Annotated in this window: 7 protein-coding genes, 2 tRNA genes and 3 rRNA genes; all 12 read left to right on the forward strand. The window is 42.0% G+C overall.

Annotation, left to right across the window (positions count from 1 at the left end; all coding sequences use genetic code 11):
- On the forward strand, window positions 1-1,017 hold a 1,017-nt coding region (dnaA, locus tag MHH73_RS00005; RefSeq protein ID WP_289432540.1), incomplete at its 5' end, for a chromosomal replication initiator protein DnaA.
- A gap of 156 nt (window positions 1,018-1,173) precedes the next feature.
- Window positions 1,174-2,310 (forward strand): DNA polymerase III subunit beta, encoded by a 1,137-nt coding sequence (gene dnaN, locus MHH73_RS00010; protein ID WP_191817235.1) that lies wholly within the window; start codon window positions 1,174-1,176, stop codon window positions 2,308-2,310.
- Window positions 2,311-2,517: 207 nt separating this feature from the next.
- Window positions 2,518-2,736, forward strand: coding sequence for a S4 domain-containing protein YaaA (yaaA, locus tag MHH73_RS00015; RefSeq protein WP_095371327.1), 219 nt, complete (start codon window positions 2,518-2,520; stop codon window positions 2,734-2,736).
- A 14-nt stretch (window positions 2,737-2,750) separates the two neighbouring features.
- The gene (gene recF / locus MHH73_RS00020) at window positions 2,751-3,869 is read left to right on the forward strand and encodes a DNA replication/repair protein RecF (protein ID WP_095371326.1); all 1,119 of its coding nucleotides are present in this window, start codon (window positions 2,751-2,753) and stop codon (window positions 3,867-3,869) included.
- A gap of 9 nt (window positions 3,870-3,878) precedes the next feature.
- A complete protein-coding gene (gene remB, locus MHH73_RS00025; RefSeq protein ID WP_191817233.1) occupies window positions 3,879-4,118 on the forward strand; it encodes an extracellular matrix regulator RemB in 240 nt (79 codons plus the stop codon).
- 72 nt (window positions 4,119-4,190) lie between these two features.
- Complete coding sequence (gyrB, locus tag MHH73_RS00030; RefSeq protein WP_191817255.1) at window positions 4,191-6,113, forward strand: DNA topoisomerase (ATP-hydrolyzing) subunit B; 1,923 nt, start codon at window positions 4,191-4,193, stop codon at window positions 6,111-6,113.
- A gap of 102 nt (window positions 6,114-6,215) precedes the next feature.
- The gene (gene gyrA / locus MHH73_RS00035; RefSeq protein ID WP_341063963.1) at window positions 6,216-8,741 is read left to right on the forward strand and encodes a DNA gyrase subunit A; all 2,526 of its coding nucleotides are present in this window, start codon (window positions 6,216-6,218) and stop codon (window positions 8,739-8,741) included.
- 458 nt (window positions 8,742-9,199) lie between these two features.
- Window positions 9,200-10,748 (forward strand): 16S ribosomal RNA (locus MHH73_RS00040).
- Between the two features lie 99 nt (window positions 10,749-10,847).
- Window positions 10,848-10,924, forward strand: a tRNA-Ile gene (locus tag MHH73_RS00045).
- A gap of 15 nt (window positions 10,925-10,939) precedes the next feature.
- Window positions 10,940-11,015 (forward strand) — tRNA-Ala (locus MHH73_RS00050).
- 150 nt (window positions 11,016-11,165) lie between these two features.
- Window positions 11,166-14,099: ribosomal RNA gene (locus tag MHH73_RS00055) — 23S ribosomal RNA — on the forward strand.
- A 273-nt stretch (window positions 14,100-14,372) separates the two neighbouring features.
- A 5S ribosomal RNA gene (gene rrf, locus MHH73_RS00060) occupies window positions 14,373-14,489 on the forward strand.
- The 16S, 23S and 5S rRNA genes sit together here with 2 tRNA genes alongside, the layout of an rRNA operon.
- Window positions 14,490-14,537: the final 48 nt, after the last annotated feature.

A 14,537-nucleotide genomic window follows, 5' to 3' on the forward strand; every position in this document is an offset into this window, starting at 1 on the left:
ATGTTGAATACGAAAAATACATTTGATACTTTTGTTATTGGATCTGGGAACCGATTTGCTCATGCTGCTTCACTCGCTGTAGCAGAAGCACCTGCAAAGGCCTATAATCCACTGTTTATTTATGGTGGCGTTGGTTTAGGGAAAACACATTTAATGCATGCAATTGGTCACTATGTATTGGATCATAATCCAAATGCGAAAGTTGTCTATTTATCTTCTGAGAAATTTACCAATGAATTTATTAACTCTATTAGAGATAATAAAACCATTGATTTCCGCAATAAATATAGAAAAGTAGACGTGCTATTAATAGATGATATTCAATTCCTTGCCGGAAAAGAATCAACCCAAGAGGAATTTTTCCATACGTTTAACACATTACATGAAGAATCAAAGCAGATCGTCATCTCGAGTGACCGGCCTCCGAAAGAGATTCCGACACTTGAGGATCGCCTTCGCTCCCGTTTCGAATGGGGACTGATTACAGATATTACGCCACCAGATCTAGAAACAAGAATTGCGATTTTACGTAAAAAGGCAAAAGCTGAAGGTTTAGACATTCCTAATGAAGTCATGTTATACATCGCCAATCAAATTGATTCTAATATTCGAGAATTAGAGGGAGCACTTATTCGTGTTGTTGCCTACTCATCACTAATAAATAAAGATATTAATGCAGATTTAGCAGCAGAAGCATTAAAAGATATTATTCCGAGTTCAAAACCTAAAGTCATTACGATTCATGAGATTCAAAAGGTTGTCGGAGGGTATTATAACGTTAAATTAGAAGATTTCAGTGCGAAAAAACGGACAAAATCTATTGCTTTTCCTAGGCAAATTGCTATGTACCTATCTAGAGAATTAACCGATTTCTCCCTTCCGAAAATTGGTGAGGAATTCGGAGGTCGAGATCACACAACAGTGATTCATGCCCACGAAAAAATCTCTAAATTACTTCATGCAGACACACAATTTCAACAGCAATTAAAAGAAATTAATGAATTACTTAAAGTATAATTGTGAATAACTACCGAATGATTATGCACAGTCTGTCCACATGTGGATAGGCTGTGTTTCCATTCATTTTTCTAGTTATCCACATACTAACAAGCCCTACTAATACTTCTATTATTTTAAAATAAAAAATATATGTATATACATTGGAGGTTAATCATGCGATTTACGATTCAGAGAGATCGCTTAGTTCAAAGCGTTCAAGATGTTATGAAGGCCGTTACTAGTAGAACAACCATTCCCATTTTAACTGGAATTAAAATTGTTGCATCTGACGAAGGTGTTGCTTTAACAGGTAGTGACTCAGATATTTCTATTGAGTCATTTATTCCTAAAACAGAAGAAGATGAAGTCATCGTTAATATTGAACAACCAGGTTCAATCGTGTTACAAGCAAAATTCTTTAGTGAAATAGTAAAGAAACTACCAACAGACCAAGTTGAAATTCATGTAGAAAATCATTTACAAACTGTTATTACTTCTGGTAAATCACAATTCAACTTAAACGGTATTGATGCGGATGAATATCCTCATTTACCACAAATTGAAGAAGATAATGTTTTCTCTATTCCAACTGACCTTTTAAAAGCCATGGTTAGGCAAACAGTTTTCGCAGTGTCCACCTCAGAAACACGCCCAATCTTGACAGGTGTAAACTGGCAGATTGAAGGAAGCGCTCTATCCTGTATTGCAACAGATAGCCACCGCTTAGCATTGAGAAAAGCGACAATCGAAACAGAATCAGAAGCATCTTACAATGTTGTTATCCCTGGGAAAAGTTTAAATGAACTAAGTAAAATTCTCGATGATCACAACGATACAATTCAAATTGTTATTACAGAGAACCAAGTTTTATTTAAAGCGAAAAATTTATTATTCTTCTCCAGATTACTAGAAGGGAATTACCCAGATACATCACGATTAATTCCAAATGAAAGTAAAACAGATGTTGTTGTTACAACGAAAGCATTTTTACAAGCGATTGATCGTGCCTCTTTACTTGCAAGAGAAGGTAAGAATAATGTCGTTAAACTTTCTACTGTTGACGATGAAGTAATTGAGATCTCTTCTAATTCCCCTGAAATCGGAAAAGTAATTGAGGAGCTTCCGAGCATTTCGAAAGAAGGAGAAGACCTTAAAATTTCGTTCAGTGCGAAATTTATGATGGATGCTTTAAAAACATTAGAGGGTACAGAAATAAAAATTAGCTTTACTGGTGCGATGAGACCATTTATTATTACACCACTTAATGATGATTCAATCTTGCAATTAATTTTGCCAGTTAGGACTTACTAAAACTTTAAGTGGATAGAAATCCGAACAATCATTCATGTATATGAGTGCGTTCGGATTTTTTTTATTACGCGTCCAGAATTTTCGCAATAAATGACTTCAATACTTAATAAAAGATTTACTTTGTGTATCACTCAATAATTTAGTAAAATAAACTACTAGATACTAAAAAATAGAGAAGTACGATGTCAAATAACTAGAAAGAGTGCAATGATGAACAAAATACAAATTGAAACGGAATATATCACTTTAGGGCAGTTTCTCAAAGTAGCTGATTTAATTCAGTCAGGGGGAATGGCGAAATGGTTTTTAGGTGAATATGTTGTATTTGTTAATGGAGAACAAGATCAGCGTCGTGGAAGAAAGTTAAGAGCAGGCGATGTAATCGAAATACCTGATCATGGCACATTTACAATTTCGAACAATTAAGGATGTAACCGCCTATGTATATAGAGCAATTACAAATAAAGGATTATCGCAATTACAATGAACTGTCGGTACAGTTTGATAACAAGGTTAATGTCATTCTAGGTGAGAATGCACAAGGTAAGACAAACGTGATGGAATCTATTTATGTTTTAGCCATGGCGAAGTCTCATCGCACCTCAAATGATAAAGATCTTATTCGTTGGGATCAGGAGTATGCTAAAATAGAAGGTAGAGTAGTAAATAAGCATGGTTCTCTACCCATGCAGCTTGTGATATCTAAAAAGGGTAAAAAAGCAAAGTGTAACCATATTGAACAACAAAAGCTTAGCCAATATGTCGGTAATATGAATGTTGTGATGTTCGCGCCTGAAGATCTCCATTTAGTAAAAGGGAGCCCTCAAGTAAGGCGTCGTTTTATTGATATGGAAATTGGACAAGTATCCGCCGTTTATCTTCATGACATTAATCAGTTTCAGAAAATACTCCAACAACGAAATCATTATTTAAAGTTGCTACAATCACGTAAACAGACTGATCAGGCTATGCTTGATATTTTAACTGAACAATTTATTGAGATGGCTGTTAAAATTATCGCTAAGAGATTCGAGTTCATCTATTTGCTAGAAAAGTGGGCAATGCCAATCCATGAAGGTATTTCTAGGGGACTTGAAACATTAAAAATTCAGTATAAGCCTTCTGTTGATGTATCAGAAGAACAAGATTTGTCGAAAATGAAAAATATATACCTAGAAAAGTATGAAAAAACAAAAACAAGAGAAATCGAAAGAGGCGTTACATTGTTCGGTCCGCACAGAGATGATTTGTTATTTCAAGTGAATGGGCGCGATGTGCAAACCTTTGGTTCTCAAGGTCAACAAAGAACGACAGCATTATCAGTGAAACTTGCTGAGATCGAACTGATTCACGCTGAAATTGGAGAATATCCTATTCTTTTATTAGATGATGTACTATCTGAATTAGACGATTATCGGCAATCACATTTGCTTAATACGATACAAGGGAAAGTACAAACATTTGTAACGACCACTAGCGTCGATGGAATAGATCATCAGACTTTAAAAGAAGCAGCTGCGTATGAAGTGAAGGCGGGCAGCCTTAAAAAAATTCAATGAGGTGAGGCCTTGTATATTCATATTGGCGAGGATGTATTAATACGTGCAAAAGATTTGGTTGCCATTATTGATAAAGAAAGTGTCGGCTCTTCTATAAATGCAGAAGAGTTTTTGCAGCGTGATGACACTTCTTATACTAATTTGGCAAAAGGTGTGTACAAATCAGTTGTGATTACGACCGATCATATATATTACTCTCCTCTTGCTTCGTCTACTTTAAAAAAGAGGACGAGGAAATTGATTGTTTAATGTCGATGATGAGGCTAATAGAGTAAAAAAGAATGATATGCAAAATGGAAAGTGTAGGTGATCGATGTGTCAATGGATCAGGAAGCAATGGGTCAACAATCCTATGATGAGAACCAGATACAAGTATTAGAAGGTCTTGAAGCAGTTAGAAAACGTCCAGGTATGTATATCGGTTCAACGAGTGGAAAAGGATTACATCATTTAGTATGGGAAATTGTCGATAATAGTATTGATGAGGCACTTGCTGGATATTGTGATGAAATTAATATAAGTATTCTCGAGGATAATAGTATTAAAGTCGTTGATAATGGACGTGGGATTCCTGTTGGGATACAAGAAAAAATGGGAAGACCAGCTGTAGAAGTTATTATGACTGTTTTACATGCCGGAGGAAAATTTGGTGGCGGAGGCTACAAAGTTTCTGGTGGTCTTCATGGTGTTGGTGCCTCTGTTGTTAATGCTCTTTCTACTCAGTTAGAAGTCTTTGTTCATCGGGACGGGCAAATCTACTATCAAAAATATGAACGTGGTGTACCGAGCGCAGACTTAAAAGTAATCGGTGAATCAGAAGTGACTGGCACAACCACGATCTTTAAACCAGATGGTGAGATTTTCACAGAAACATTAGAATATGATTTTGATACATTAGCTACGAGGGTCCGCGAATTAGCGTTTTTAAATAAAGGGTTAAAGCTTACTCTTTCAGATGAACGTGAAGAGAAAAAGACAAAAGAATTCCACTATGAAGGTGGGATTAGGTCTTACGTAGAGCATTTAAATAAAAATAAAGAAGTACTTCATGAAGAGCCGATTTATATTGAAGGCGAAAAAGATGGGATTACTGTTGAAATATCAATGCAGTACAACGATAGCTATACAAGTAATATCTATTCTTTCGCCAACAATATTCATACGTATGAAGGCGGAACACATGAATCCGGGTTTAAAACAGCACTGACGAGAGTGATTAATGATTATGCTCGTAAGAATGGTGTGTTTAAAGATAATGATGCCAACCTTACAGGGGAAGACGTTAGGGAAGGTTTAACAGCGATTGTTTCAATTAAACACCCTGATCCTCAGTTTGAAGGACAAACGAAGACGAAATTAGGGAATTCAGAAGCAAGAGCGGCAACAGATACGGCTTTTTCGGAAGCCTTTGAAAAATTCTTGTTGGAAAACCCGTCTGTTGCAAGAAAAATTGTCGATAAAGGCATGATGGCTTCAAGAGCTCGGGCAGCGGCTAAAAAGGCGAGAGAACTAACAAGAAGAAAGAGTGCGTTAGAGGTTTCTAGTCTTCCAGGTAAGCTTGCTGATTGTTCTTCAAAAGATGCGTCTATTTCGGAACTATATATTGTTGAGGGTGATTCAGCGGGTGGTTCAGCTAAGCAAGGACGAGACAGACATTTCCAAGCAATTCTACCGCTTCGAGGGAAAATCTTAAACGTAGAAAAAGCACGTTTAGATCGAATACTTTCTAATAATGAAGTACGAGCAATGATTACTGCGTCTGGTACAGGAATCGGTGAAGATTTTGATATTACGAAAGCAAGATATCATAAAATCGTTATTATGACAGATGCCGATGTAGATGGGGCGCATATTCGAACGCTATTACTAACATTCTTTTATCGTTATATGAGACAAATCTTAGATGCGGGCTATATATATATTGCGCAGCCACCTTTGTATAAAGTTCAACAAGGGAAGAAGATCTCATATGCTTATAACGATCGCCAATTAGATGAGATTATGAAAGAGCTTCCGGCTACGCCGAAACCAAATGTCCAACGTTACAAAGGTTTAGGTGAGATGAACCCAGATCAATTATGGGAAACGACTATGAATCCGGAAACGCGAACGCTCTTACAAGTCAGCTTAGAAGATGCGATTGAAGCAGATGAAACGTTTGAAATCCTTATGGGAGATAAAGTAGAACCACGCCGAAACTTTATCGAAGAAAATGCGCAGTATGTGAAGAATTTAGATATTTAATGAAAGTCAGGATAGAGTTGGTTCTATCCTGCTTTTACATAGATATTGTCAATAAAATGTAGCCTAAGCAATAAGCTTTGTGCGATAGGGAGGTACCTATAGATGGCTGACACGCCTAAGTCCCAAATTAAAGAAATTAATATAAGTGAGGAAATGAGAACGTCATTCTTGGATTATGCAATGAGTGTTATCGTTTCCCGAGCCCTACCCGATGTACGTGACGGGCTAAAGCCTGTGCACAGAAGAATATTATATGCAATGCATGATCTTGGTATGCACTCAGATAAACCGTATAAAAAGTCTGCCCGTATTGTTGGGGATGTTATCGGTAAATACCACCCACATGGTGATTCAGCCGTATATGAAACAATGGTAAGAATGGCACAAGACTTTAACTATAGATATATGCTTGTTGATGGACACGGTAACTTTGGATCAATTGATGGCGACTCGGCTGCTGCCATGCGTTATACAGAGGCCCGTATGTCCAAAATATCAATGGAATTATTAAGAGATATTAATAAAGATACCATCAATTATCAAGATAACTATGATGGAGAGGAAAAGGAACCGGTCGTCCTTCCTGCTCGTTTCCCTAATCTACTTGTAAATGGTACTTCTGGTATTGCTGTAGGAATGGCTACAAATATCCCTCCTCATCAATTAGGCGAAGTCATTGATGGTGTACTTGCGTTAAGTGAAAATCCGGAAATTACAATTCCAGAGTTAATGGAAATCATCCCCGGACCAGACTTCCCAACAGCAGGACTTATATTAGGCCGTAGTGGAATTCGAAAGGCTTATGAAACAGGTAGAGGCTCTATTACACTTAGAGCAAAGGTTGAAATTGAACAAAAATCAAATGGGAAAGAAGTTATCATTGTTAATGAAATCCCATACCAAGTGAATAAAGCAAGATTGATTGAAAAAATTGCTGACCTAGTACGTGATAAGAAGATTGATGGCATTACAGATTTACGTGACGAATCTGACAGAGATGGTTTACGAATTGTTATTGAAGTCCGTAAAGATGCCAACGCAAATGTGCTGTTAAATAATTTATATAAACATACAGCATTACAGACAAGCTTCGGTATTAATTTACTTGCTTTAGTGGATGGACAACCAAAAGTATTGAATTTAAAGCAATGCTTAGAATATTACCTAGCCCATCAAGTTGTTGTTATAAGAAGAAGAACAGAATTCGAATTGCGGAAAGCGGAAGCAAGAGCGCATATTTTAGAAGGTTTACGAATTGCATTAGATCATTTAGATGAAGTCATTAAATTAATTAGAGGGTCAAGAACAACGGATATTGCCAAAGAAGGCTTAATGACACAATTTGAACTTTCTGAGAAGCAAGCGCAAGCGATTTTGGATATGCGTCTACAACGTTTAACTGGTTTAGAACGTGAAAAAATAGAAGAAGAATATGCTAGCCTTATTCAATTAATTGCAGAATTAAAAGCAATTTTAGCAAGTGATGAAAAAGTGTTAGACATTATTCGCGAAGAACTGACAGAACTAAAAGACCGTTTTAATGATGAACGCCGTACAGAAATTGTTTCTGGTGGTCTTGAGCATTTAGAAGATGAAGATTTAATTCCTCAAGAGAACATTGTTATTACACTTACACATAAAGGTTATATTAAGCGATTACCAGTATCTACTTATCGTGCCCAAAAACGAGGTGGAAAAGGGATACAAGGAATGGGAACAAATGAGGATGATTTTGTTGAACACCTATTAACTACCTCAACGCATGATCATCTCCTCTTCTTTACGAATAAAGGAAAAGTGTATCAAGCTAAAGGATATGAAATTCCTGAATTTAGTAGAACAGCGAAGGGGATTCCTATCATTAACTTGTTAGGAATTGAAAAGGACGAATGGATTAATGCTGTCATCCCAATAGAGGATTTTGTGGATGATTGGTTCTTGTTTTTCACAACAAAACGAGGCATCTCTAAACGTTCACCATTATCTTCATTTGCTCATATCCGTACAAACGGCTTGATTGCTTTAGGCTTAAAAGAAGAAGATGAATTAATCTCTGTACGTTTAACAAATGGAGAAAAAGAAATCATTATCGGTACGAAGAATGGTCTCCTTATTCGTTTCCCTGAAGATGCGGTCCGTTCAATGGGACGTACAGCAACTGGAGTAAAAGGGATCACTCTAAGTGCAGAAGATGAAGTAGTTGGAATGGAAGTCCTAGAAGAAGGAGACAACATTCTAGTAGTTACGAAAAAAGGTTACGGTAAACAAACTCCAGTTGATGATTATCGTATTCAGGGTCGTGGCGGTAAAGGAATTAAAACGGCCAATATTACAGAAAAAACGGGTGATCTCGTTACGATGAAGGCTGTACGTGGTGAGGAAGACATTATGTTGATCACTACAGGCGGTGTCATCATCCGTATGGGAGTAGAAGATATTTCAACTATGGGAAGAAACACGCAAGGTGTAAGACTTATTCGAATCGATGAAAGTGTGAATGAATTCGTCTCAACTGTTGCAAAAGTTGAAAAGGAAGAAGAAAAAGATGGAGAAGAGCGAGCAAAGCCACTGGAAACTGCAGAGGAATTGCCTGAAGCTTCTATCGACAATGAAGAGGAAAGAGACTAAACCAATTGTTTAAGTCAAAGGAATGCCGGACTACAATTCAAATGCTAAAGTTTGAATTGAGTTCGGCTTTTTTATTAGAATGAGATAATTTTGAAGTCTCCCTAAAGTATTGCTACGTACTTATTAATAAGGGATTTTAGAGTGTGAGCGGCTGTATTCTTTGGTTGAAATCCTCGAAATATTATTTTATGAAAATAATTTATGAATAAGGCTTGCAAATTGTGGTTACTGCTGATATACTTATTCAAGTCAGCAAGAGGAAGACATGAAGAATTGATTGACATCAAAAAAAGATGTTGACTCAGATGACACGATATGTTATATTAATAAAGTCGCTTCTAAGCGATTGAGATTGTTCTTTGAAAACTGAACGAACATAAAACGTCAAGCGTAATTCTAAAAAAAGCTGATTTATCAGCAACAAAGCACCATAGGTGCAAACGAGCTAATCAAACACTTTATTGGAGAGTTTGATCCTGGCTCAGGACGAACGCTGGCGGCGTGCCTAATACATGCAAGTCGAGCGAATCAGAGGGAGCTTGCTCCCAATGATTAGCGGCGGACGGGTGAGTAACACGTGGGCAACCTGCCTGTAAGACTGGGATAACTCCGGGAAACCGGGGCTAATACCGGATAATATCTATTTATACATATAATTAGATTGAAAGATGGTTCTGCTATCACTTACAGATGGGCCCGCGGCGCATTAGCTAGTTGGTGAGGTAACGGCTCACCAAGGCGACGATGCGTAGCCGACCTGAGAGGGTGATCGGCCACACTGGGACTGAGACACGGCCCAGACTCCTACGGGAGGCAGCAGTAGGGAATCTTCCGCAATGGACGAAAGTCTGACGGAGCAACGCCGCGTGAGTGATGAAGGTTTTCGGATCGTAAAACTCTGTTGTTAGGGAAGAACAAGTATCGGAGTAACTGCCGGTACCTTGACGGTACCTAACCAGAAAGCCACGGCTAACTACGTGCCAGCAGCCGCGGTAATACGTAGGTGGCAAGCGTTGTCCGGAATTATTGGGCGTAAAGCGCGCGCAGGCGGTTCCTTAAGTCTGATGTGAAAGCCCACGGCTCAACCGTGGAGGGTCATTGGAAACTGGGGAACTTGAGTGCAGAAGAGGAAAGTGGAATTCCAAGTGTAGCGGTGAAATGCGTAGAGATTTGGAGGAACACCAGTGGCGAAGGCGACTTTCTGGTCTGTAACTGACGCTGAGGCGCGAAAGCGTGGGGAGCAAACAGGATTAGATACCCTGGTAGTCCACGCCGTAAACGATGAGTGCTAAGTGTTAGAGGGTTTCCGCCCTTTAGTGCTGCAGCAAACGCATTAAGCACTCCGCCTGGGGAGTACGACCGCAAGGTTGAAACTCAAAGGAATTGACGGGGGCCCGCACAAGCGGTGGAGCATGTGGTTTAATTCGAAGCAACGCGAAGAACCTTACCAGGTCTTGACATCCTCTGACAATCCTAGAGATAGGACTTTCCCCTTCGGGGGACAGAGTGACAGGTGGTGCATGGTTGTCGTCAGCTCGTGTCGTGAGATGTTGGGTTAAGTCCCGCAACGAGCGCAACCCTTGATCTTAGTTGCCAGCATTCAGTTGGGCACTCTAAGGTGACTGCCGGTGACAAACCGGAGGAAGGTGGGGATGACGTCAAATCATCATGCCCCTTATGACCTGGGCTACACACGTGCTACAATGGATGGTACAAAGGGCTGCAAGACCGCGAGGTTTAGCCAATCCCATAAAACCATTCTCAGTTCGGATTGTAGGCTGCAACTCGCCTACATGAAGCCGGAATCGCTAGTAATCGCGGATCAGCATGCCGCGGTGAATACGTTCCCGGGCCTTGTACACACCGCCCGTCACACCACGAGAGTTTGTAACACCCGAAGTCGGTGGGGTAACCTTTTGGAGCCAGCCGCCTAAGGTGGGACAGATGATTGGGGTGAAGTCGTAACAAGGTAGCCGTATCGGAAGGTGCGGCTGGATCACCTCCTTTCTAAGGAATATACGGAATTGACTTGATGTTAGACTGTTCGTTCAGTTTTGAGAGTGCAATCTCTTTGATATGAATAAATACTTTACCGTAAAGTTATGTGGGCCTATAGCTCAGCTGGTTAGAGCGCACGCCTGATAAGCGTGAGGTCGATGGTTCGAGTCCATTTAGGCCCACCATTTCAACTTTAATACGGGGCCTTAGCTCAGCTGGGAGAGCGCCTGCTTTGCACGCAGGAGGTCAGCGGTTCGATCCCGCTAGGCTCCACCAACAAATCGTTCTTTGAAAACTAGATAATGTAATGAAGAAGATTACCGAGTAATCGCCACCTTAGTTATTTTCTCTCTATATAATAGAGTAGAGATACTAAACTTTTTTAATAAACACAACCGTGAGGGAAGCGAAAGCAACCCAAACATAGGTTAAGTTAATAAGGGCGCACGGTGAATGCCTTGGCACTAGGAGCCGATGAAGGACGGGACTAACACCGATATGCTTCGGGGAGCTGTAAGTAAGCTTTGATCCGGAGATTTCCGAATGGGGAAACCCCCTATCCGTTATGGGATAGGATCCATACCTGAATACATAGGGTATGGAAGGCAGACCCGGGGAACTGAAACATCTAAGTACCCGGAGGAAGAGAAAGCAAACGCGATTCCCTGAGTAGCGGCGAGCGAAACGGGATTAGCCCAAACCAAGAGGCTTGCCTCTTGGGGTTGTAGGACATTCTATACGGAGTTACAAAGGAACGAGATAGACGAAGAGGTCTGGAAAGGCCCGCCATAGGAGGTAAAAGCCCTGTAGTCGAAACTTCGTTCCCTCCAGAGTGGATCCTGAGTACGGCGGGACACGAGAAATCCCGTCGGAAGCAGGGAGGACCATCTCCCAAGGCTAAATACTCCCTAGTGACCGATAGTGAACCAGTACCGTGAGGGAAAGGTGAAAAGCACCCCGGAAGGGGAGTGAAAGAGATCCTGAAACCGTGTGCCTACAAGTAGTTAGAGCCCGTTAATGGGTGATAGCGTGCCTTTTGTAGAATGAACCGGCGAGTTACGATTACATGCGAGGTTAAGTTGGACAGACGGAGCCGTAGCGAAAGCGAGTCTGAATAGGGCGAATATAGTATGTGGTCGTAGACCCGAAACCAGGTGATCTACCCATGTCCAGGGTGAAGTCCAGGTAACACTGGATGGAGGCCCGAACCCACGTACGTTGAAAAGTGCGGGGATGAGGTGTGGGTAGCGGAGAAATTCCAATCGAACTTGGAGATAGCTGGTTCTCTCCGAAATAGCTTTAGGGCTAGCCTCATGCGTAAGAATCTTGGAGGTAGAGCACTGTTTGGACTAGGGGCCCTCATCGGGTTACCGAATTCAGACAAACTCCGAATGCCAAAGATTTATCCATGGGAGTCAGACTGCGAGTGATAAGATCCGTAGTCAAGAGGGAAACAGCCCAGACCACCAGCTAAGGTCCCAAAGTATACGTTAAGTGGAAAAGGATGTGGAGTTGCTTAGACAACCAGGATGTTGGCTTAGAAGCAGCCACCATTTAAAGAGTGCGTAATAGCTCACTGGTCGAGTGACTCCGCGCCGAAAATGTACCGGGGCTAAACGTATCACCGAAGCTGTGGATTGAACATCGTAGATGTTCAGTGGTAGGAGAGCGTTCTAAGGGCGTTGAAGCTAGACCGTAAGGACTGGTGGAGCGCTTAGAAGTGAGAATGCCGGTATGAGTAGCGAAAGATGGGTGAGAATCCCATCCACCGAATGCCTAAGGTTTCCTGAGGAAGGCTCGTCCGCTCAGGGTTAGTCGGGACCTAAGCCGAGGCTGAAAAGCGTAGGCGATGGACAACAGGTTGATATTCCTGTACCACCGTATTCTGTTTGAGTGATGGGGGGACGCAGGAGGATAGGGTAAGCGCACTATTGGATGTGCGTCTAAGCAGTTAGAGGGACCATGAGGCAAATCCCATGGTCACATACCTTGAGCTGTGATAGCGAGGGAAATTTAGTACCGAAGTTCTTGATTCCACACTGCCAAGAAAAGCCTCTAGCGAGGAATAAGGTGCCCGTACCGCAAACCGACACAGGTAGGCGAGGAGAGAATCCTAAGGTGAGCGAGAGAACTCTCGTTAAGGAACTCGGCAAAATGACCCCGTAACTTCGGGAGAAGGGGTGCTCATTAGGGTGTTAAAGCCTTGATGAGCCGCAGTGAATAGGCCCAGGCGACTGTTTAGCAAAAACACAGGTCTCTGCGAAGCCGCAAGGCGAAGTATAGGGGCTGACGCCTGCCCGGTGCTGGAAGGTTAAGAGGAGAGGTTAGCTCACGCGAAGCTTTGAATCGAAGCCCCAGTAAACGGCGGCCGTAACTATAACGGTCCTAAGGTAGCGAAATTCCTTGTCGGGTAAGTTCCGACCCGCACGAAAGGCGTAACGATCTGGGCACTGTCTCAACGAGAGACTCGGTGAAATTATAGTACCTGTGAAGATGCAGGTTACCCGCGACAGGACGGAAAGACCCCGTGGAGCTTTACTGTAGCCTGATATTGAATTTTGGTACAGCTTGTACAGGATAGGTAGGAGCCTTAGAAGCCGGAGCGCTAGCTTCGGTGGAGGCGTCGGTGGGATACTACCCCCGCTGTATTGAAATTCTAACCCACATCCCTTATCGGGATGGGAGACAGTGTCAGGTGGGCAGTTTGACTGGGGCGGTCGCCTCCTAAAGAGTAACGGAGGCGCCCAAAGGTTCCCTCAGAATGGTTGGAAATCATTCGTAGAGTGTAAAGGCACAAGGGAGCTTGACTGCGAGACCTACAAGTCGAGCAGGGACGAAAGTCGGGCTTAGTGATCCGGTGGTTCCGCATGGAAGGGCCATCGCTCAACGGATAAAAGCTACCCCGGGGATAACAGGCTTATCTCCCCCAAGAGTCCACATCGACGGGGAGGTTTGGCACCTCGATGTCGGCTCATCGCATCCTGGGGCTGTAGTCGGTCCCAAGGGTTGGGCTGTTCGCCCATTAAAGCGGTACGCGAGCTGGGTTCAGAACGTCGTGAGACAGTTCGGTCCCTATCCGTCGTGGGCGCAGGAAATTTGAGAGGAGCTGTCCTTAGTACGAGAGGACCGGGATGGACGCACCGCTGGTGTACCAGTTGTCTTGCCAAAGGCATCGCTGGGTAGCTATGTGCGGAAGGGATAAGTGCTGAAAGCATCTAAGCATGAAGCCCCCCTCGAGATGAGATTTCCCATAGCGCAAGCTAGTAAGATCCCTGAAAGATGATCAGGTTGATAGGTTAGAGGTGGAAGTGTGGCGACACATGCAGCTGACTAATACTAATCGATCGAGGACTTAACCAAAAACGAAATGCGAAGGCGGCTCGTTCAGGAGCGACAAGCATAAGACGAGTTCGTTAGGAGGTTGTTCTTTAACCTCATAGCGAAATTGGCTTATGACCTCGAGCTCCTAGCCGCCGCAGCTAGACAGCACTACGTAAGTAGTATCGTCAGCAACGCATAGGCGATTACTCAAAACATTCTTCTTCAACATTACCTAGTTTTCAGAGAATGATTTTTAAAATTTCTCTTGAAAAATTCATAAAAGACGTTATAATAATAAATGTCTTTAAAAAGTCCGGTGGCGATAGCGAGAAGGTCACACCCGTTCCCATACCGAACACGGAAGTTAAGCTTCTCAGCGCCGATGGTAGTTAGGGGCTGTCCCCTTGTGAGAGTAGGACGTTGCCGGGCAAGATGAAAGAGCACATCATTTGAATGTGCTCTTTTTTTGTGATTTTT

It is taken from the genome of Cytobacillus sp. FSL K6-0265 (genome assembly GCF_038003465.1).
In the GTDB taxonomy this organism is placed as follows: domain Bacteria; phylum Bacillota; class Bacilli; order Bacillales; family Cytobacillaceae; genus Cytobacillus; species Cytobacillus stercorigallinarum.